Here is a 21,215-nt window from a genome sequence, read left to right as displayed (position 1 = left end):
CGATAAGGCTAGAAGATTTATGAAAACTGAAAAAGGTAAGCGTTACTATAAACGCAGAAAAGAAACCGTGGAAAGAATCTTTGCTGACGCAAAGGAATTGCACGGCCTTAGGTATGCCCACTATCGTGGACTCCATTTAGTTCAGATGCAGTGTTTAATGACTGCTACTGCACAAAATATCAAAAAAATAGCCACTAAGCTATCAAAAGTCCAGGAATAATCTTGGGTTTTTGATAGTTTAGTAGCAGAAACAATTAAAAATTTCATTTAAATCAATTTACAAAGAATTTAACCACCAGATTAGATAAAATCTGGTGGTTTGTAATCAACCTCACATAGGTTTTACCTATGTTTTTCTTTTAGAAATATTAAGTTTTTATTACAACATCAATAATTTTATGGAAATATGATACAATATATAGGAAGTATGTAAAATAGATACAATGTAGTTATCTATACTTAAAATTGGAAGTGAAGAGGGGGTTACCCCTTAAACTGTTCAGGGGGAGATTATATGCGTCCGTCGTGGGACGAATATTTTATGGAAATGGCAGAAGTGGTTAAGTCGAGATCCACCTGTATAAGAAGACAAGTAGGTGCTGTAATCGTAAAGGATAAAAGATTGTTGGCCAGTGGTTACAATGGAGCACCTAGTGGATTGAAACATTGCAGTGAAACCGGCTGTCTAAGGGACAAGCTTAATATACCCTCCGGTGAAAGGCATGAGCTATGTAGAGGAATTCATGCGGAAAAATATGTACTTTATAAATAACTATAATATATTTACATAAAATAATAATGAATAAGCTTAATGACAAGTTATAAGGAGAGGTAACTGTAAACATTAGAATAAATTAATAAATTAAAGAAGGTAAAAGCTAATGTTTACGTATAGATTTGTGATTTTAGATGATATAACAAAATATTAAAGATGATTATTGGAAATGTATTTATAGTATGCTATACTATTTATAGTAAAATAACATTTTAATAATATAAGAAGACTGAGGAGTAAAAAAAAAAACTACTTCTCTTTTTTTTGTTTTCTTTTGTTAGCTAACATTAATAAATATTTGGAGAGAAGGAGATTTTTTTCCTTCTTTTTTTATTTTTTGATATAGGAGGAGACGAATGAGACTGAGACTAGAGAAGATTAAGGTTTCAAACGGAATTACTAATTTAATAGTGGTTGATGAAGACAACTTTAGTCTGCCATTTAGTGAGATAAATAATTTTATAAAAAACTATAATAGTCTGTCTCTTAATAGAAGGCTGACCTATGCTTATGGGCTAATAAATTTTTTCGAGTGGTTAGATATTAGCGATTTAAAATACTATACTGTAAACAAAAATAATGTATCTCAATATATACAGTATTTAAGAGAAGAGCCAGATAAAAGACACAGAATATGGAAGATATTAAGAAGTGAAGAAAATATCATTGCAAAAGATTATAAAACAAAATCAAGTGAAACGATCAATGCTCAAATAAGCATTATTAGAAGGTACTATGAATTTCTTAAAAACCGAAATATTGTTGTGTATAATCCTTGTGAATTAAATAATTTAAGAATAAGGGGCTATGGAAATATTGGACTTTTAGCACATACAAAAAATAAGAAGTTAAAGATAGATACTATGAAGCTCAAAAAAAGTAGATACTTTGATATTGATGAGTATATTTCTGAACAAAAAATCTCAGATAAAGAACCATTCACGTATGAGGAAGTCCAACAAATATTTGATCTATTAAAGAACCCACAGGAAGTACTTTTGATATCTATGCTTTTTTTAGGGCTTAGAATTTCAGAAGCACTATGGAGAAGAACTAATGATATTAGATGGGCAGATAGAATAATTAAAGTCATATATCATGAAGGTGACCCACCGGACGGGATAATAAAAAATCATAGTGTAAGAGAAGTTCCTATATCTAATGTGCTATACTTTAGCAATTTATTAGAAACTATGAAGGAAGCCTACAATCAATATGTTTTAGAAATATTAAGACCCAAAAAAACTGAGAATACAATGAACTTTTTGTTTATAAATTTGCGAGGCAAGGTAAAACAACTGGAATATGAAAATATTTATAAAAGAATCATCAAAAATAATTTACAAAAAAACTTAAATAGACAAGTTAATTTTCATTCATTCAGACATCATTGGGCAACTACAAATATAGCATTGGGTATGACCCTAGAGAATGTTCAAATTAATCTTGGACATAAAAATTTATCAACCACCATTAATGATTATTATAATCCATCAATAAGGTTTATCAAACATTTAGTAGCACAAGGCCTAATTACTGAGGGAGACGCAGAAAAAAGAGTAAATTACCTAAATGACTATAAAAAGAAGTTTTGTAAAAAAGTTTAAGGAGATAGTTAAGGAATGAAATATAATGCACATATAGCTAATGACGAAATAAGGAATAATGCAATTTGCACAAATAAAAAATATTCGCAGAGAAAAAAAGATATTATTATAAGTAATATTTTGAAATCCTATACATATTGTTCGACAAAGAAGTTATATAGTGAGATGTTACCACTTATATTTGATTTTGTTTTAAAATTTAAATGCAGACAAATAAATAATGGTTTATTTTATTCGCTTTTAAGTGATTACTTAGAGCAGAGAACTCATTACAAAATAAGTGCACATAAGTATTTGAATACTTTAGCAAAGATTTGCACCTTCTATCTATACATTGAAGGAGAGATCTCTTTGACTTATTCTAATATAGAATTTCTCACGACCAAGAGCACAGCTCTAGAAACTTTTATGACCAGTATACTGGGCATGAAAATAAAGAAGGTAAATTTTCAGGATCTAAGATTTGATATGTTACTTATTGTAATGTTTAAGAATAAAACTATTAATGTTTTTGATATTACTAATGAGATGTTGATAGAATACCGAGAATTTATCTATTCGGAAGAAGAAAGTGTAAGTTCACATAAGCTCGAATATCATAGATTGCATAATAGACTATATATAAGAGGAATAGTAAGTGAGAATTCTCCAAGGATAGATACAAATTTAATTTCTAATAACGATTATTTTGATAAACTAGCCGATTCTGAAGTGAAAACTGCAATATTATATTATATTGAAAATGCTAAATTGAAAACTAACAGTAAGCCCAAAATTAGACCACATCTTTTGCATTTTGGATTATTTGCAGAAACAAATTATAAAAGTGTATCACTTCAACAATACAATTCATTTATAGCTGAACATTATAAAAATATTCTTAAGGAAGAAATAAATATAGGAAAGATATCAAAAAATTGGGCTTGTAACTGTCTAGTAAGAGTTAATAGTTTTTTCAATTTTCTTATTGACTATGAATATAGAGTATGCCAAAACTCAAGAGATATTTTTATACCTAATATTTTTGATGAAAGAAATGTTGAGAAGAATAGAAGATCAAATATTAAAGAGCACATAATAGAACAAATACGACATAAGTCAGAGTCACTAGATGAAATCGAAAAAGCTTTGGTTACTATATACTTAGGTACAGGAATAAGATTAAATGAGTTAGCTGTGTTCAGGGTAGAAAATTTTCATGACAATGCTAGTAACTTAATATATTCTTCTGATCTTGCAGTTGATCCTGATATAGGTTGGATTAAAGTTACGGGAACCAAAATTCAAAATAAAGAAAGAATTATTTTAATCAACAAAGAAATATTTAAAGCCTTTGAAATTTTAAAAAGAGATAGAATAAATAAGTTTGGAAATTTAGAAAAAATGATTCATCCTATACCAGAAGTCGGAGAGGCAAATTTCCTTTTATTAAATAATTCAGCAAGACCATATAAGACGTTAGGTAACAGAATAAGAACAATTTTTGAAAAGTTAGATCTTAGGGATGAGAATGGTAAGCAATTAAAAATAACAGCACACCAATTTAGACATAGTTATCTTACGGACTTAGTTAAGCATGGATGTCCTATTCACTTAGCAATGGACTTTATGGGTCATGTAGATCCTCAAATGTTACATTGGTATAACCATCATAAAAAAGATTTGTTAGAAATTGCTCGTGAAGAGAGTATTGTATCTAATGAATTTGAAATAAAAATAGAAGACAACAGAAATACAATGGTTGTCAAGGGAGATGAAATTAATCGCCAGTACTCCAAATTTAATAAATATTATATAAGAGGAGGAATATGTACTACTGATGAATTTCAAGATGAGTGTGATTATATAGATTGCATAGAATGTAAGCAGGAAACGTTTAAAACCAACTATTCATTTGTCAGCCACCTCAATAAATCAATGCAACACTATTATTCATTATGGATTTCAGAAGAAAACCATGGGAGCGATAGAGCTATATATTTATTATATCTTTGTAGATTATATGAAAAACTGTTAAGAAAGGTGGAAAATAATAAATATGTTCATGAAGTAAGCTTAAACTTTGAAGAAAGATCAAGAATCGCTAAAGAGGTGGGACTATGAAAATTAAATACTCCGAATCATTTGAAATAGAAAAGATATATGAAAATATAATTAATAGTAATATGAAAAGATTTGCAATACCAGTGATTATGGTATTAGCATATCTAGAGGAAAATTCCATTAGTTTAGAAGATTATATTGAGATAAAAACAAATAGACGAGTCTGTGTTAATATGGACAAGCCTACTCTTCAATCACCTCTGAAAAGAAAGGTAATTGAAATCCTCGGAGAAGAAGAATTTAAGAAAAGAAAAAGGTTTGATTTTCCAAATACTTTTGCACAAGGATTTCTAGCCTGTTATTATTATTTAAACTATCTAAATGAACATTCAAAACTAGCAAACTATATAAAAAATAAGTGTAAGCAGGATATAACGCAAAATGGAAAAAGCTTTAATTATAGACAAGCAGGAGTAATTTCCTACTTCGATATATATCATGAAATAAAGTCTATTGATAAGTATTTTAACGTTGTGTCGGAGAGTAAGACTTTAAGGAGCGACCTGTATTTAATAAGTGTCTGGATGATGCTAATATCAGGTGAAACCCAATTATTCAACATTGATGATAGGCATTTTGATAAATTTATTTATATCATAAAAAGCCATATTAAGAATTATAGTCAAGATATAAGAATTTCTGAGAGTAAAGTAAACGGGATTTTCTATTGTATTTTTAAATATATAATTATGTGGTGGAGAGTAATGAACTATGCATACCAAGAAATCAGACCTGATTCAAGATTTGCTTCAATGGCACCCCCAAAACTGGCTGCCAAATTTGGTAATATACTAGGGCAGAGCGAAGACATTGATCAAAACTTAAAATATTCATTTTCTCTATTAGAAAATGAGAAACTAAAACCGCAGATTACCGACGTATATTTGTTACAGCGTTATGAGGAAACTCATAATTCCTTGGTGAACGGTAAAATTAATAAGTTTATTAAGTATTATAATTATTGCCAGGAGAAAGGTATGAAATTTACAAATTCAAGTAGCGTAACAAAATATATTAATGATGTCTTTGCAAATAAAAATAATAGAGGACAAAATGAAATAATCAACAAATTAAGGGGGTATTTCGATTTAGCTATAAAGGCTGGTTATTATAATGAATTGAAATCAAATCCTGTTAAGTATCATCTAAATAAGAGTAGCCCTTCTAAATATGCTAAATTACCAGATGAAAAAGTTATACCAGAAAGAGAAGCAATTAGATTACTTAGTGTATTGAATAAATTAAGTAAGTTTGAACGGTTATTTATTTTGTTCATGTATTATACAGGACTTAGAGTAGGTGAAGTAATAAATCTAACAGTTGGCTGTGTAATTAGTATAACCAACAATATACTATCATTAGTAGTCCCTCCTTTTAAGCAAAGAGAAGAGCCATATATAAGAATTGTTCAAGAGAAAAAATTAATTGAAGTCATAAATGAGTTAATAGAAATGAGAGGTTTATATGCAAAGATACCCCATAGTAAGACGGGGGAACTTAAAATGTGGTTATTTGTCGAAACAACAGACGAAGGAAGGGGACTAAAGCATTTAAACATGAAGAGGGGGAATAAAATTATTGAGAAAGCTTGTAAAATTGCAGGCATAAAGAAATATACAAATCATTGTTTTAGGCATACATATAGCCATAGAAAACTATATAAAGAAAAATATGATCCAGAGGACATAAGTGCATTATTGGGGCATTCGTGCCCTGATACATTAATGATATATACACATTTAACAAATGAAGAAAAACTAATTTATTATTCAAAATACCTAAGAAGGAAACAGGCTATTGAGAGCTTAAAATGTGATATTGGAGTTTTAACGATACCTTGCGAAGATACTAGCTACAAAATGGCTACTTGTAACAGTTATAACAGATGGTGTGGAAATGGTTGGTGTAATAGCAGTGGAAGTACAAAATGTCCTAAAAGATACAGAAGTCATTATATTTGTCCGTTATTTGAACCTGATTATAATAGAAAACAAGAAATAATTAACGATTATTATGCGACTGTAGAATTACTTAAGACTGAGTTAAGTAAGGAAAACCCAATTTATCAAGAAGTAGTCTTCTTTGAAAAACAAATTCAAGGAATTATTAATAATCTACATAAAATTAATTACTCTACTAAAGACATAGAAACAAAAAATAATGACATCATTCAGAGAGCAAAAAAAATTATTTGTGAGAGGTAGTAGCTATGAAAGAAAATACCATTTCTACAATCAGAGACGCTTGCAATCAACTTGTATATACGTGGAGAAGAAGCTATAATAAAAGCATAGAAAAGAATAAAGCAATCCCCAAGCCCTTATCTATTCCTATAATAGCTAAGAAGGCAGGAATTGCGCCAAAGACAATTTATACAAATTCTGATTATAAAAGTATTGCATTAACTGCAATTGCCAAGACTCAGGTAAACGATCACATTGAATATTTAGATATTCATAATGTGAATTATACTCAAAGTGAAGTTAAATCAATGATTATAGACATTATGAAAAAGAATGAAACTAAACTAAAGAATCTAGAGAATCTGCTCGTGAAAAAAGTTAGTGAAATGGAAAAACTACGAAAAGAAAATGAATCTTTAGAAGAAATGAATAGCGTTTACTTATTAAAAATCGTAGAGCTAGAAAGTGAGAATGCTATTCTCAAGGGACAAATTGATCTCTTAAATAAACAGTAAATAAAGGGGCGAATTGAGTTATGCAAAGACGAGATAAGCATAATTACTACTTAGACATTGCAGAAACAGTTCTTGAAAGGGGAACATGTCTAAGAAGAAACTACGGTGCTATTATAGTAAAAAATGATGAAATAATATCTACAGGATATAGTGGAGCTCCAAGGGGGAGAGTGAATTGTTCTGATTTAGGGTATTGCATGAGAAAAAAGCTTGGTATACAAAGAGGACAAAACTATGAAAAATGCAGAAGCGTGCATGCTGAGGCAAATTGTATAATATCTACTAGCAGAAGGAATATGCTAGAATCAACCCTGTATCTGGTAGGAAAAGATATGGAAACTGGTAAATTAGTTGAGAATGCTAATTCTTGTACCATGTGTAAAAGATTGATAATAAATGCAGGAATAGATAATGTTGTTATTAGAGATAATCGAGACTTATATAGGCTAGTAAAGGTACAGGATTGGATAGATGATGATGACTCGTTGGGTAGTACCATGGGATATTAGAGTGAGAAATGACAATGTAATTGAGTGAAATGTGTATTCTGCATCATGAGGTCGATATTTTTTTTATAATATCATTATAAGCTATAATTACATAGAAGTATTAGTTTGTACTATTCACGGTGCTTGTTTTAACAGAGTCCTATGACGTCTGATGCATCATGATGAACTAAAATCTCTGAGAGGAGAATGATTTTGAAAATAAGGAAAACACAAATAAAAGAAATAATAGATTCATTAGGGTTTAAACAGATTGATAGTAATAAAGATATTTTTTACAAGGAGTATGATTACCATAATAAGTATTTGATCAAGATAGATTTTAATCAAGAAAAAATAGACTATGGAACAAAAATTGAAATAGGTGATTTAACAACTAGCAATTTTGATAACAGCGAAAATTTTGTTGTTCTAGAGTGTGTTAACAGAGTTCTAGAGAAAGGTTATGCACCTGATAAACTTTCGTTAGAGCATAAATGGCCAATGGGAAAAAAAGAAAAAGGCAAGTTAGATATTCTCGTATTAGATAAGGAGAATAAAGCTTACTTAATGATTGAGTGTAAAACATGGGGTGATGAATATGATAGAGAGAAAAAGAAGATGCAACGGGATGGAGGTCAGTTGTTTTCATACTACCAACAAGATAAAGCAGCTCAATACTTATGCCTATATACTTCGCGGGTGATAGATGGCAAGATTGAGTTTTCTAATGAAATAGTAAAAGTGAATGAAGTTTGGAGAGAGTTAACTAATCAAAAAGAGATTTTTGATCATTGGAACAAGAATTTTAAAGATAATGGAATTTTTGAAGATTGGGCTAATGCATACGACATTGAAATTAAGGCCTTAACAAGAAGAGGGCTTAAAGAGCTTACGGAAGAGGATAGCGGTCGAATTTTTAATCAATTTGCTGAAATCCTTAGGCATAATGTAGTTTCTGACAAGCCCAACGCCTTTAACAAAATATTTAACTTGTTTCTTTGTAAAATTGTAGATGAAGACCGTAAACCAACAGAAGAACTTAAATTTCAATGGTTAGATACTGATACAGACGAAGATTTGCAAAAACGCCTTTCGGATTTATACAAGCAAGGGATGAAAGAGTATTTAACCAAAGAAGTTACTGACTACAATGATGGGGAGATTGAACAAAAACTTTACGCTCTTGATTCAACCGTACGGGATCAAATTCGCGATATGTTTACACGAGTTCGATTACATAAAAACAATGAATTTGCTTTTAAAGAAGTGTTTGATGAAAAGTCGTTTAAAGAAAATGCTGTAGTAGTTCGCGAAGTGGTTGAATTGCTTCAACCTTATCAGATTCGCTACGGTCACAAACAACAATTCTTAGGAGACTTTTTCGAGTTGCTTTTAAGTACAGGAATAAAACAAGAGGCAGGTCAATTTTTCACTCCTGTCCCTATTGCAAAATTTATTATTTCATCTTTACCCATACGTGAGTTAATAAGTCGAAAGATTGAAAATGACGAAACTCATTTTCTTCCTTATATTATTGATTTTGCAGCAGGTAGCGGTCACTTTTTAACTGAGGCAATGGACGAAGTGCAAAATATTATACAAGATATAAATGAGCAAAAACAAAAACCTTCGGTAAAACGGAACTTGAGTGGTTGGAAAATTAACCCGTTTGATTGGGCATATGATTATGTTTATGGTATTGAAGCTGATTACCGATTGGTAAAAACTGCAAAAGTAAGTTGCTTCCTAAATGGTGATGGTTTGGCTAATGTGATACACGCAGATGGATTAGACCATTTTCAAAAAAGTATTGACTACAAAGGTAAACTCAAAGAAATAAGTAAAGACAATCCAAAAGATAATGGAGCTTTTGATATATTAATTGCGAATCCACCATATTCTGTTTCTGCCTTTAAGAATACACTAAAACACGGCGAAGCATCATTTGAATTGTTTAAAAGATTGACATATGAAAGTTCTGAGATTGAGTGTTTGTTTATTGAACGTGCCAAGCAATTATTAAGATCAGGTGGGTGGGCTGGAATTATTTTGCCCAGTTCTATTCTGAGCAATTCTGGTATTTACACTGATGCTAGAGAAATAATTTTAAAGTATTTCGATATAAAAGCTATTGCTGAATTTGGGTCCAATACATTTATGGCAACAGGTACTAATACCGTGACTCTGTTTTTAGAACGAAAGGCCAACAATGATTGGAAAAAGATAGAGACTGTCATTAAAAATTTCTTTAACAAACCCAAGGAAGATATTGTAAATGGTATTAGGAACGCATTTAGTAAATATGTAGCTGAGGTTTTTGAAGGTTTGGAGTTGAAAGACTACATTACACTAATAAACAAAGAACCTAATTTAGCTATATTAAAACATGAATTATTTACAGAATATAAAGCTTGGTTTGATGACTTGGCCGAAATTAAAAACCTGAAGATTAAGAAGGCCTTTAAGAATAAAACGCAAGATGAGCAACAAGCTGAATTGGAAAGAAGATTTTATGAACAGGTATTTGCTCGGGAACGAGATAAGATGCTTTATTTCTTTTTAACGTATCCACAACAAACTGTTTTAATAAAAGTAGGTGAAAAACAAGCAGAAAAAAATTTTATTGGATATGAGTTTAGTAGTAGACGTGGGCACGAAGGCATAAAAATGTATCGTGACGAAAATGGCAAACCAATAACAAAACTTTATGATGATGAAAACCACTTAAACGAGGAAAAGGCTAACAGTTATGTGTATCAAGCCTTTTTAGGTCGGCAGAAAGAAATTGCTGAAAGTCTAAAAGAGAATCTTTCATCTTTTAATCTTAACGATCTGATTAATTTTAAGACATTAGATTTTGAAAAGGTAATTTCTATAAATGCTAAAAAGAGAGTAAAATTAGTTAGCATATGGCCTATTACGAAATTGTCAATGTTAGCAAAAAATATAATTAACGGAAGCACACCTCTTAAAAGTAATAATACTTATTGGTTAAAAAAAGAAATTCCGTGGATTACAGTACCTGATTTTCCTGAAAGGAGTTTATATGTTAGTGAAACAAGTCAACATGTATCACAAAAAGCTGTAGATGATAAAAAGGTAAAGCTTATTCCAGAAAACTCAATCCTTGTTAGTTGCACAGCTACAATTGGAAAAGTATGTATCAACAAAATTAAATTGACAACAAACCAACAAATCAATTCAATTATTTGTGATACTGATAAAGTAATAGTTGAATACTTAGCATATTACTTAAGATTTAATGCTTATAAGTTAGCATATTTAACAAATAATCCAGGTGTTTTGCATGTTAATCAGCAAATGCTCAATAGTTTTCCAGTGCCTCTACCACCTAAAGCTGTTCAGGAAAAAATTATTTCTGAAATAGAAGACGTAGAAAGAAGTGAAAAAGAAGAGAGAGATAAGTTAAGAAACTTAAACAATCAACTGAATAACATATTCTTAAATCTAAATTATAAAAATGACAGATTGGGTAATATTGCGGATTTTAAAAATGGACTTAATTACAATGAAAAAAGCTCAGGTGACCTAGTAACTATTGTTGGAGTTAAAGATTTCCTTGAAGATTTTTCGCCGAATCTCGACAAATTGGTTGATGTTAGAATAGATGGGAAACTTACTGATAGTTACAAACTAAAGGAAGGTGATATTTTAGTTGTTCGTTCAAATGGATCTGCAAATTTAGTTGGTCGTTTTATTTATATTAACAAATTGAAAAAGGACACTTCATATTCTGGGTTTACTATTAGAATTAGATCGAATTCTCCAAAAGTTAACTCTAAATATTTATGTTACTGTTTAAGAACTGAAACGGTTAGAAGTGCAATAACAACTGACCCAAAAGGTGCTAATATTAAAAGTGTTAATCAAACTATGCTTTCTACAATTCAAGTTCCTATACCACCAATTAATGTGCAATTAAAAATAGTTGCTAAAGCAGAAAGACTAGAAAAACAAATAGCTCAAATAGAAGCAAAATTATCGACTAAGGATGAGAAAAAAGAACAGATAATTAAAAAGTATATAGAATAAACGGCTATGTACATTAATGTTCTAGTCAGTAATGCTAGGGGTTCTTAATAATTCATCCAAGAAACAAAAGTGGGTATGGGGTATATCTTTACACTTTGATTTAACTCAATTGAGTTTATAATAAAGTAGCATATTTAGATTAGAGACCAACAGGTTTTTTGTTCTGAGTAGTTTATTGATGTATGTATATAAAACTATTTAACGAGAGGTGTTTTTATGACAAAAGGAAATGAGAAAGGTAAATTCACTAAAAAAAAAGAAGATATTGATTTACAATCGCATCAATGTTTTGTCTCTCTAAAAGAAACTCTTATAGAATATGATTATTATAAGACATCTGATGAAACTGTAAATAAAATTTTAAAGAAGAAGACACGACAAAACAAATAAAGAGTGAAGCAAATTGCTTCACTCTTTATTTGTTTTGCCCACTCGAATTACTGCTCTGACTAAAAGAACATATACTAATGTCTCTCTCACCTTTACAAATATTATAACATAAATATTTAAACTCCAAAAGTGATACTTAAAGATATACAGATTAAATCTGGATTAAGCTCTAAGCATTTGAAAAACTAATGTAAGAAAGTTATAAAGACTGAAAAGGAAGAATCAGAAAAATAATAATCCTAAAATGTGATAGTTAAAAAATTTTACATAGTATGTTTAATTCGTTTTAGTATGTTTCAAATGTTTTCTCTGTTTCGGGTTTGTTTTTGTATTCTTCAATGAGTTTTTTTATATTCTCTAATAAATCGCCTTTCAGACTTTTACTAATGTTGTTTAGTTCATAAAAGGGAAGACTTGCCAATGTTAAAGTATAGCTTGAATCCCATTCGAAATTTTTATTAATTAATTTCATTTTTTCATTAGTATACTTAACATTCCAATCGGATAAAAAGCTTATATGGTTTAACAAATCGTTTACCAGTTCTCTATTATTGATATCAAACTCACTTAATAGTGAATTAATCTCATTTTCTGTAGAAGCATTTTTTAGAAGTTTGATTTTTTCTAACGATGAATAAAATTTATAGGAATTTAAAGTTGCTACAGCATTATCTTTAATTTTTTCATTCACTTCATCTGACAATTTATCATTTAATTCATATTCGAGGCGAAGCAAATTATAAATTATACTTTGTATTGTAACATAGTTAGTAGTATCAATCTTTTTTTCTAAAAGACCCTTAATTTCAGATAAGCTTAATTTCATTACAATAAAATGAGTAGATTTTCCATCTTCGGTTGTATGTAAATGCCATAAATTATTTTCATATTTACTAATGACAATATTATGGTCTTCGATTAAATCCCTTAAATCTTCGTTTCTATTAATGTAATCAACTATATAAGGAATAGTCAAATCCAGATCGGTAATTTTAGTATTTATGTAATCAATTAACTCAGGTGGCACAGGTATTTTACGTTCCACAGTATCGAAATTCAAATACCATATTTGCTTATCCAATTCGACATCTGTTTCTAAAGAAAACCTATCAAGTAACTTCTCTAAATCTTCACCTTTTGATATAAGTTTAAAAATATTTATCAACTCTTCATAGTCAATTGTCTTTATATCTGCATTTTCTAATCTAGAAATAAAGGCAGGGCTTTTTTTTATATGTTCTGCAAGGTCAATAGCTTTCACCTTATTTTTTAATCTTAATTCTTTTATTTTTTCGGCTAATTCTTTAGTAACATTAACTTTTGCCATGATAATCACCTCTAGGTAGATTATAGACTAAAAACACTTACAAGTAAACACGTTATATAAAAAAAATTAAAAGTAAAAAAATTTAGTAAAATATTTTACTTTTACATTGACAATGTAAAATAATATGATATTCTATATTATGAGAAGGACAAACTAAGTTTTATAGCAGATAATAATTTATTTAAGCTTTACATATTATTAAATCGTTTTTAAGTAGATTCTTAATAGTGATATATGTTGAGTTGGTTTTAAAAAATATTTTTAATAAAGGGGGTATTGAGATGGGATAAGGGATAGGCCAAAAAAAGATGCATTATATATAGGTATACAAATGCTTCAGAAAATAAAAAAACTGTAATGTAATTATTACAAATAAGATTATTGTTAAGGAGGAGTTCAAACACTATGAATAAAATTAAAGGTATACATTTCTATGTAAACGTGCTAAACATGATGTCCATTATTAAAGAAGAACAAGAAAAAGATGAAGATTTAAAAAGAACTATTCATAGACTGCAGACATATTTTTGCGGCTTTTCTAAGTTGTTGAGTATATTTGGAGCTACGCTTGAAAAATATACGGGTGCAAGAGGGCATGTGGTATTTGAAGTAGATGAGGATGATATTAAGGATGAAATAACTAAGGTATTTAAAACAATTGTTGCCTGTTTCATTTATAATAATGAAATATTTAATACAATAAGTAAGTATTCTCAATATAATTATACTGATTTTAAGGTACATGCAGGTATGGACTATGGTTCGTTTGCCTGGTATGAGATAGATGAATTTAAAGAAACTGAGGAGCAAACGACTATTGGTGCAGTTGCTAATAATTCTGCAAAAATACAGACTTATGCTGGTAAAAATATGATTTATATAATGGATAGATTATATAAAAAATTACCGTTAGATATTAAAGAGAGGTTTAATGAGCTTACAGAAGAGGAAATGGAGGAGCTTTCAGGAAAGATAAAAGATTCCAAGATTTATAAAGTAGAGTATAGTGAAATTTTTGATGTAGATACTATGGAAGAAATTAGAGAAGAATTAAAAACTGTTGAAACGCGAGTGAATGATGAAGCTAATAAGCTGAAAATTGGTGAGATTTCATTTTCTGGTGCCACTAAAAGAATTAACTTTTCAAAGGTATCTATCAATAATAATAAAAAGTTTGATGGTGGAGTGTTATGTGCTGATATTAGAGGATTTACAAAATTATTTCACAAAACTGATGGTAATTTAGATGATTTGTCTGATGTTATAAAAGAGATTTACAGCATTATGGGTGAAACTACGGAAGAAGATGATGGTGTTAAAGTTCAATATCAAGGTGATAGGATTGTTGCAATATTTCATGACTTTCAGGACTCCACAGATTACCGAATTAGAATGCTTCGTTGTGCTTTTAATATCAATGAAAAAATTCAAGAATTAGCTCAAAGATTTGATATTCAAGAGAAACTAAAGCAGAATAATATTTCTGTAGGTATTGGATGTGCCATTGGTAATATTATTGCTACTAGATTAGGAAGCAATGGAAATAAAGACAACATTATTTTGAGTTATTCATCGACTACTGCTGATAAGTGTGAAGATAGGTATGCAGACAGTAATGAAGTTGTAATATGTAAAACACTCCATGATGAAATTGTCGCAGAGGTTGCCAATAGTAGTTCAAACGAATATGAAGTTTTAAAAGAAGCTTTTGTGGCAATAGCAACTACAGGTTACTATACCTCGTCTTTATTATTAACAGAGTTTGTAGAAAAAGTAAGAGAGAAAGAACAAGCTAAAGCGAGCCAAAAAGCTAAGGAACTCTTTAAAGCTGGATTTATTAAAAATTCAGAGGGTGAATCTGTAAATGTTCAGACAAGACCATGGGGAACTAGATATGAATAACTCTGTAAACGCTAGCAACAAGGGAAAACTAGGTAGTTTTCCCTTGATTGATAACAAACTAATTTCCCCCTTTAACAGAGCTTATGATTATAATAATTATTATAGAGAGGTTTATAAAGATTATCAACTTGTAAAATCTTTTTTTCCATTACTTAAAATTTGCATGCCTCCTACTGTGGAACCTAAAGAAATATTTATTTTTGGCAAACTAGTACCTAGTGACATGGTAACTTACTTAAAATCGGAAGAAATTGAAAAGAAATATAGCTTCTATATTTTTGCGTCATATCCATCCAATTTTCCAGATGAGGATATAACTGTAGAAGATGTGTGTGGCTCGATTGATTGGAGCTTAGTACCACCAGAACATAGACATATTAAGTATATTAATGGAAGATCGACAGGCTTATGTACACATCATCCTGATGGAGAAATTAATAGTGTGAAATATGAGCATAGAACAACTAAAATACTAATGAGTGCATGGAAGTTATATTATCAAGTTTTGTCATTCGTTGAGGGAAAGAACTGGGAGCTAGTTGACTTGCCACATGGGGATGAAGCTTTGAGATTTATTAACAAAAGATAATTATAGTTCATATTGGGGGGATTGGCTTGCAAGAACGTGCAGGAGAAATCATGGAAGAAAAGCTAAAAGAAATATTTTCTTATATCAATCATTGGCTAAATTTTGCAGAAGCCAAAAATGGTGCTCTCATAGTAGTAAATAGTGCTTTTGTAATAGGAATAGCTGGCATTATTACTAATAATGATGCAAATATATCTAATTGGATAAGATTATATATGTATAGTGCTTTAGGATTACTTTTACTAGCCATAGGGCTAGCCTTATGGTCTTTTTTACCTATGCTAGACCGATTTGCTAACTGTGGAAATGATAATTACGAAAACGCTATTTTAATATTTTTTCAAGACATATCGAAATGTAAAAATGCTGAGGAGTATGTCAAAAGAATTTATAAAGATTATTACAATATTGAGAAATGTGAGAATGATATTGGCAAACTAGAATTAGATTATGCTAAAGAGATAATTTACAACTCTAAAGTTACAGTAAGAAAATATAAATGTTTTAAGTATGCACTTTATTGTAGTATCGGAGCTATATTAAGTCCTATAATAGCTCTTGCATTATACTTAATAGTTAAAATTTTTATGACTATTGATACAATCTAGTATAATTTCAATATTTCAAATTAACATCGACCTAAATCAATTTTTAGGTCATGTTTTTTTGTGGGGTTAAGTATTAGAATGATAACATTAATTTAGAAATGTAGCTAGTTTTTATACAAGTTAAAGGTTATACTTAAAATAGATGGACATGTAATTGAAATGTAATGAAATTGTAAGGAATTAGCTTAGAAGTAAACTTTACTTTCGTATATAGTTATTGATATAATTACAATACGTGTACTTGTCTGTTTTAAAAGTATATATTTGCTGAACAAAATGCAATCATACAGGCGGCATATCATGGTATTGAAATAAAAGATAGCACCCTGTATGTCACATTACAGCCATGTATATTATGTACTAAAATATTAATAAACGCCGGTATTAAAAGAGTTGTATTGAAGGGAAAATATCCTGATGAATTTTCCGAAGCAATGCTTTTAGAAGCTGGAATACAATTGGAAAAATTCGAGTAAACAGGGATTTAGAAACATTGTAAGAAATGACAAAATAGTGTAATATAGTGTAATATACTGTTTAGGTAACTGATATACAAAGGAGTGGAAGAATGGAAAAATTATTCATGGCTTTTTTCTTGGCTTTAATGATTTCATATATATTAACTCCATATGCTAAAAAGCTTGCCTACAAGATTGGTGCAGTTGATGTCCCTAAGGATAATAGGAGGGTACATACTAAACCGATTCCAAGGATGGGTGGACTTGCAATATATGTAGCCTTTGCTTTAACTGCATTAATAATGCTTCCAATTAATCGAAGTTTTATTGGAATTCTCATTGGAGCAACTTTGATTACTATAATTGGGATTATTGATGATGTAAAGCAGATTTCTGCTAAGTATAAATTGTTAGTACAAATTATTGCAGCTGTTATAGTGGTTTATAGTGGTGTTAGTATTAAATACATTAGTGTACCTTTCTTAGAGACGGGAATATCATTTGGGCAATATAGTGGTATAGTTACAATATTTTGGATTATAGGTATTACTAATGCGGTTAATCTTATCGATGGATTAGATGGATTGGCAGCAGGAGTGTCTGTAATTGCTTCGGTAACACTGGCAATTGTTGCTTATACCCATGGCCAAGTGGGTGTTGCTATGCTGTTAATAATTCTTGCTGGAGGAGCAGTTGGGTTTTTACCTTACAACTTTAATCCTGCTGAAATATTTATGGGTGATACTGGTTCCTTGCTGATTGGATTTTTGTTGGCCAGTGTCTCTATTGAAGGGGTAATTAAAAGTGCCACTACAATAGCAGTTGCTATTCCTGTATTAGCTCTTGGAGTTCCTGTGTTTGATACAGCCTTCGCAATAGCAAGAAGATTGGTAAATAAAAGACCAATTATGGAAGCCGATAAAGGACATCTTCACCATAAACTTCTTGATTATGGACTAAGCCAAAGACAAACCGTCCTGACATTATATTTTATTAGTATGGTTTTAGGAGGTAGTGCTGTATATATATCAGATACTAGCAAAACCACCGCGTATCTTGTTTTATTAACTATCGGATTATTAATAGTATTAGGAGCTTTAAGACTTGGTCTTGTGGAGAAAACCAGTGAAAGAAAAGCCAATAGTTAATTTGATATTAATAGAAAAAGTCGTAAAGTCATATAATTAATCTGATGGGATTAATTATATGACTTTTAATTTGCTTAAAATTATAAAATACTGGTGAAAAAGAAAATAGATTTAACGTTAGGCTGTTGAATTCTAATAAAAAATAGTAGATAATGGGACTATAAAAGGGATAAGAAAATCATTACAACATCAGCAGTCCTTATGAATTAATTGGATTACAATTTATTTTAGTGAAAACAAACATGAAAGGGGCTTACAATGAAAAGACTAAAGGTATTAACTATTTTTGGAACAAGACCAGAGGCAATAAAAATGGCTCCATTAATAAAAAAAATGGAGAAGCATAAGGATATAGAATCCATTGTGTGTGTAACTGCTCAGCATAGAGAAATGCTTGACATGGTGTTGAAAATTTTTGATATAACGCCTAATCATGATCTTAACATTATGAAGCATGGACAGAGCATTTCAGATATTACAGTAGCGGTTTTAAAGGGTTTAGAAGAAGTCTTAATAAAAGAAAAGCCTGATATTGTATTGGTGCATGGAGATACAAGTACGACATTTGTTGGTGCCCTTGCTGCCTTTTACCAAAAAATTAAGGTTGGACATGTAGAGGCAGGTCTTCGCAGTGGAAATATTTATTCGCCTTATCCTGAGGAAATGAATAGAAGCTTAACTTCCAAGCTGGCCAACATACATTTTGCACCTACAAAAGAAAACTATAATAATTTAGTAAAAGAAGGCATTGAAGGTAAAGATATTTATATAACAGGAAATACCGTTATAGATGCCCTGCTGCAGGTGATTAATGACGACTACGCTTTTCAGAATGATCTTCTTAACCATATTGATTTTAATGCTAAGAAGGTTATTGTAATGACATGCCATAGAAGAGAAAACTGGGGAGTTCCGATGTCTAATATCTTCAATGGGGTAGCTGAGGTTGCTAATACTAACAAGGATGTTGAAGTAATATTTCCTGTTCATCTAAATCCACAAATCGGAAAATTGGCAGATGAAATACTAGGTAATATATCATCGGTGCACTTAATTGAACCCTTGGAATATGAAGCCTTCGCCAACCTATTAAATCGAGCATACCTAATTATAACTGATTCTGGTGGTATACAGGAGGAGGCACCATCATTGGGCAAGCCTATTCTAGTTTTAAGGACAGAAACAGAACGACCTGAGGCAGTGGCAGCGGGGACCGTAAAGGTTGTTGGGGTGGAAAAACAAAGTATTGTTAATGAAATAGAAAACCTTTTAACAAACAAAGATGCCTATAATACTATGGCTACTGCAACAAATCCTTATGGAGATGGAAGAGCTTGTGATAGGATTATAGAAGCATTGCTAGATAGATGATCTGATTGAAAAAACTGTATAAATAAAAAAATGCAATATTTAATTCATTATCAGTCAAAAAAGGTTAATTTATTCACAAAATAAAAACTATATGAAATAACTAATTATTTTATAACTAAAAAAGGAGGAAAAACAGTTATACATGTCGAAATAAACTCAGTGGTCTTGCGGAATTATTGAAAATATTCGTAATATCACTGTATAAATATTTATATGAATAAGTGTTTATGAAACCTGCAAAGAATGATAATTAATTGTCAATAATAAACACGTTTAACTTGCGGTTCTATCTATGCAGGATTATAAATATAAAAAAGAGAATACTTTATTTATTAAGGAGAAAAATATGGCAGGAAAAAAAGGTCATATGTTTGAGAATCTTGCTCTAATAAGCTATATCGGAATATCCATGATTGTACCTATTATTGGTGGAGTATATCTTGGAAGATGGATTGACAGCAGGTTAAATTCTCAACCAATATTTTTGTTTGTTCTTATAATAATGGGTGTAATAGTAGCCTTTATGAATCTTTTTAAGGTTGCCACCAAGGATATTGATAAAAAGAAAAGGAAGTGAGGCAGTGGATTCTGTGAAACAAACACAGTTGAGAATGCTTAAAAGTGGATTGCTGCTAAATGGTTTTATTTGCATCATAGCACTGGTATTTTTAAAAAACCCTATCAACTTTGTTGTAGGAATTGTATTTGGAATGGCTATTTCGTTACTAAATTTTAGATTATTATATCTAACTTTAAATAGGGCTGTACAAATGCCCCCACCAAAGGCTCAAGCCTATGCCACATCTAGGTATCTTTTACGATATGTTATTACTGGTATAGTGGTATATGTTTCAATACAGGCTGATTATATTAACGTTTTAGGAACAATCGCTGGCTTGACTTCATTAAAGCTAGTAATCCTTAAAACTGAGCTCTTCAACAGCAAGGAATACTTTAAAAACATCTTAAAGAGAAAGGAGGAGAGGTAATGGTAGGGTTTGGTCCCAGAATTGTATATGAAATACCCATTTTTGATGGAATTCCCCTAAGTGATACTGTTGTCAACACCTGGATTATTATGGCGATCCTCATAACCTTTGCAGTTATGGCATCAAAAAGGTTAGAGACAGTTCCGAGAGGTTTCCAAAATGCCACAGAAACCATTGTAGAATTCATAAGCAATCTTACAGCACAAACAATGGGTTCAGATAAGTTGTTTTTTGTACCATATATGGGCACACTGTTTTTGTTTTTAGTGTTTGCAAATCTGTGGGGGCTTATTGGTCTTAGACAACCTACAGCAGATATAAATACTACCTTTGCACTGGCTATTTTAACTTTTATAGCAATTCACTTTTTCGGAGCAAAAAGAAAGGGAGTGGGGACATATCTTAAGGGCTTTTTAGAGCCTCTACCTTTTTTACTGCCGATGAATATCATGAGTGAACTATCAACACCAATATCATTGGCCTTCCGTTTGTTTGGAAATATGGTTGGAGGATTTATCATTATTGGTTTGCTTTATAGTGCACTAACAAGCTTTAGTAGCATGATTGGGTTAAGCTTCTTCCCAATTTTACAAGCAGGAGCACCTGTGTTTTTCCACCTGTATTTTGATTTGTTTTCAGGTGTCTTGCATTCATTCATTTTTGTAATGCTTTCGATGGTATTTATATCGATTGCAATGGATTAACAACT

19 protein-coding genes are annotated in these 21,215 nt (G+C 30.5%); 18 read left to right on the top strand and 1 reads right to left on the bottom strand.

The window, feature by feature from the left end:
- The 9 genes from BLP68_RS13875 to BLP68_RS21810 all read left to right on the top strand — a co-directional run.
- The coding region (locus BLP68_RS13875; protein WP_176759038.1) for a transposase at positions 1–220 on the top strand (220 nt) is incomplete at its 5' end.
- Between the two features lie 294 nt (positions 221–514).
- Positions 515–772 (top strand): deoxycytidylate deaminase, encoded by a 258-nt coding sequence (locus tag BLP68_RS13870; protein ID WP_091545028.1) that lies wholly within the window; start codon positions 515–517, stop codon positions 770–772.
- 359 nt (positions 773–1,131) lie between these two features.
- Positions 1,132–2,382: a tyrosine-type recombinase/integrase gene (locus BLP68_RS13865; protein WP_091545026.1), complete on the top strand. Its 1,251-nt coding sequence runs from the start codon at positions 1,132–1,134 to the stop codon at positions 2,380–2,382.
- A gap of 15 nt (positions 2,383–2,397) precedes the next feature.
- Positions 2,398–4,485, top strand: a complete 2,088-nt coding sequence (locus BLP68_RS13860) for a tyrosine-type recombinase/integrase (protein ID WP_091545025.1) — start codon at positions 2,398–2,400, stop codon at positions 4,483–4,485.
- Positions 4,482–6,689, top strand: coding sequence for a tyrosine-type recombinase/integrase (locus BLP68_RS13855; RefSeq protein WP_091545023.1), 2,208 nt, complete (start codon positions 4,482–4,484; stop codon positions 6,687–6,689). Before BLP68_RS13860 ends, BLP68_RS13855 begins: the two co-directional genes overlap by 4 nt.
- Positions 6,690–6,694: 5 nt before the next feature.
- A complete protein-coding gene (locus BLP68_RS13850) occupies positions 6,695–7,183 on the top strand; it encodes a hypothetical protein (protein ID WP_091545022.1) in 489 nt (162 codons plus the stop codon).
- A gap of 20 nt (positions 7,184–7,203) precedes the next feature.
- Complete coding sequence (locus BLP68_RS13845; RefSeq protein ID WP_091545020.1) at positions 7,204–7,692, top strand: deoxycytidylate deaminase; 489 nt, start codon at positions 7,204–7,206, stop codon at positions 7,690–7,692.
- Positions 7,693–7,884: 192 nt separating this feature from the next.
- Positions 7,885–11,724 (top strand): restriction endonuclease subunit S, encoded by a 3,840-nt coding sequence (locus BLP68_RS13840; RefSeq protein ID WP_176759037.1) that lies wholly within the window; start codon positions 7,885–7,887, stop codon positions 11,722–11,724.
- A gap of 216 nt (positions 11,725–11,940) precedes the next feature.
- Positions 11,941–12,114: a hypothetical protein gene (locus BLP68_RS21810; protein ID WP_176759036.1), complete on the top strand. Its 174-nt coding sequence runs from the start codon at positions 11,941–11,943 to the stop codon at positions 12,112–12,114.
- A gap of 286 nt (positions 12,115–12,400) precedes the next feature.
- On the opposite strand, the gene BLP68_RS13835 is transcribed toward BLP68_RS21810, so the two are convergent.
- Positions 12,401–13,441, bottom strand: coding sequence for a helix-turn-helix domain-containing protein (locus BLP68_RS13835; protein ID WP_091545016.1), 1,041 nt, complete (start codon positions 13,439–13,441; stop codon positions 12,401–12,403).
- 405 nt (positions 13,442–13,846) lie between these two features.
- On the opposite strand from BLP68_RS13835, the gene BLP68_RS13830 reads away from it, so the two are divergent.
- The 9 genes from BLP68_RS13830 to atpB all read left to right on the top strand — a co-directional run bounded on the left by BLP68_RS13830 (position 13,847) and on the right by atpB (position 21,210).
- Entirely contained in the window at positions 13,847–15,343 is a 1,497-nt protein-coding gene (locus BLP68_RS13830; RefSeq protein WP_091545014.1) for an adenylate/guanylate cyclase domain-containing protein, read from the top strand.
- The gene (locus BLP68_RS13825) at positions 15,336–15,932 is read left to right on the top strand and encodes a hypothetical protein (RefSeq protein ID WP_091545011.1); all 597 of its coding nucleotides are present in this window, start codon (positions 15,336–15,338) and stop codon (positions 15,930–15,932) included. The genes BLP68_RS13830 and BLP68_RS13825 overlap by 8 nt, the downstream gene beginning before the upstream one ends.
- A gap of 26 nt (positions 15,933–15,958) precedes the next feature.
- On the top strand, positions 15,959–16,540 hold the full coding sequence (locus tag BLP68_RS13820; protein ID WP_091545009.1) for a Pycsar system effector family protein: 582 nt from the start codon (positions 15,959–15,961) through the stop codon (positions 16,538–16,540).
- A gap of 260 nt (positions 16,541–16,800) precedes the next feature.
- Positions 16,801–17,016: a deoxycytidylate deaminase gene (locus tag BLP68_RS22385; RefSeq protein ID WP_091545034.1), complete on the top strand. Its 216-nt coding sequence runs from the start codon at positions 16,801–16,803 to the stop codon at positions 17,014–17,016.
- Between the two features lie 92 nt (positions 17,017–17,108).
- The gene (locus BLP68_RS13810; RefSeq protein WP_091545008.1) at positions 17,109–18,146 is read left to right on the top strand and encodes an MraY family glycosyltransferase; all 1,038 of its coding nucleotides are present in this window, start codon (positions 17,109–17,111) and stop codon (positions 18,144–18,146) included.
- 258 nt (positions 18,147–18,404) lie between these two features.
- Complete coding sequence (gene wecB / locus BLP68_RS13805; RefSeq protein WP_091545006.1) at positions 18,405–19,517, top strand: non-hydrolyzing UDP-N-acetylglucosamine 2-epimerase; 1,113 nt, start codon at positions 18,405–18,407, stop codon at positions 19,515–19,517.
- A gap of 346 nt (positions 19,518–19,863) precedes the next feature.
- Positions 19,864–20,094, top strand: a complete 231-nt coding sequence (locus tag BLP68_RS13800; RefSeq protein ID WP_091545004.1) for an AtpZ/AtpI family protein — start codon at positions 19,864–19,866, stop codon at positions 20,092–20,094.
- Between the two features lie 4 nt (positions 20,095–20,098).
- The gene (locus BLP68_RS13795) at positions 20,099–20,506 is read left to right on the top strand and encodes an ATP synthase subunit I (RefSeq protein ID WP_143003102.1); all 408 of its coding nucleotides are present in this window, start codon (positions 20,099–20,101) and stop codon (positions 20,504–20,506) included.
- Positions 20,506–21,210 carry a F0F1 ATP synthase subunit A gene (gene atpB, locus BLP68_RS13790; RefSeq protein ID WP_091545000.1) on the top strand — a complete coding sequence of 235 codons (705 nt, stop codon included), beginning with the start codon at positions 20,506–20,508 and terminating at the stop codon, positions 21,208–21,210. The genes BLP68_RS13795 and atpB overlap by 1 nt, the downstream gene beginning before the upstream one ends.
- Positions 21,211–21,215: the final 5 nt, after the last annotated feature.

This window comes from Alkaliphilus peptidifermentans DSM 18978, assembly GCF_900101495.1.
Classification (GTDB): Bacteria; Bacillota; Clostridia; order Peptostreptococcales; family Natronincolaceae; genus Alkaliphilus_C; species Alkaliphilus_C peptidifermentans.
This window is presented reverse-complemented; position numbering and strand designations above follow the sequence as displayed.

Bases quoted from the DNA above. Each gene is read 5' to 3' on its own strand.
- BLP68_RS13870 (WP_091545028.1), top strand. From the start codon at position 515: ATGCGTCCGTCGTGGGACGAATATTTTATGGAAATGGCAGAAGTGGTT.
- BLP68_RS13865 (WP_091545026.1), top strand. From the start codon at position 1,132: ATGAGACTGAGACTAGAGAAGATTAAGGTTTCAAACGGAATTACTAAT.
- BLP68_RS13860 (WP_091545025.1), top strand. From the start codon at position 2,398: ATGAAATATAATGCACATATAGCTAATGACGAAATAAGGAATAATGCA.
- BLP68_RS13855 (WP_091545023.1), top strand. From the start codon at position 4,482: ATGAAAATTAAATACTCCGAATCATTTGAAATAGAAAAGATATATGAA.
- BLP68_RS13850 (WP_091545022.1), top strand. From the start codon at position 6,695: ATGAAAGAAAATACCATTTCTACAATCAGAGACGCTTGCAATCAACTT.
- BLP68_RS13845 (WP_091545020.1), top strand. From the start codon at position 7,204: ATGCAAAGACGAGATAAGCATAATTACTACTTAGACATTGCAGAAACA.
- BLP68_RS21810 (WP_176759036.1), top strand. From the start codon at position 11,941: ATGACAAAAGGAAATGAGAAAGGTAAATTCACTAAAAAAAAAGAAGAT.
- BLP68_RS13835 (WP_091545016.1), bottom strand. From the start codon at position 13,441: ATGGCAAAAGTTAATGTTACTAAAGAATTAGCCGAAAAAATAAAAGAA.
- BLP68_RS13830 (WP_091545014.1), top strand. From the start codon at position 13,847: ATGAATAAAATTAAAGGTATACATTTCTATGTAAACGTGCTAAACATG.
- BLP68_RS13825 (WP_091545011.1), top strand. From the start codon at position 15,336: ATGAATAACTCTGTAAACGCTAGCAACAAGGGAAAACTAGGTAGTTTT.
- BLP68_RS13810 (WP_091545008.1), top strand. From the start codon at position 17,109: ATGGAAAAATTATTCATGGCTTTTTTCTTGGCTTTAATGATTTCATAT.
- wecB (WP_091545006.1), top strand. From the start codon at position 18,405: ATGAAAAGACTAAAGGTATTAACTATTTTTGGAACAAGACCAGAGGCA.
- BLP68_RS13800 (WP_091545004.1), top strand. From the start codon at position 19,864: ATGGCAGGAAAAAAAGGTCATATGTTTGAGAATCTTGCTCTAATAAGC.
- atpB (WP_091545000.1), top strand. From the start codon at position 20,506: ATGGTAGGGTTTGGTCCCAGAATTGTATATGAAATACCCATTTTTGAT.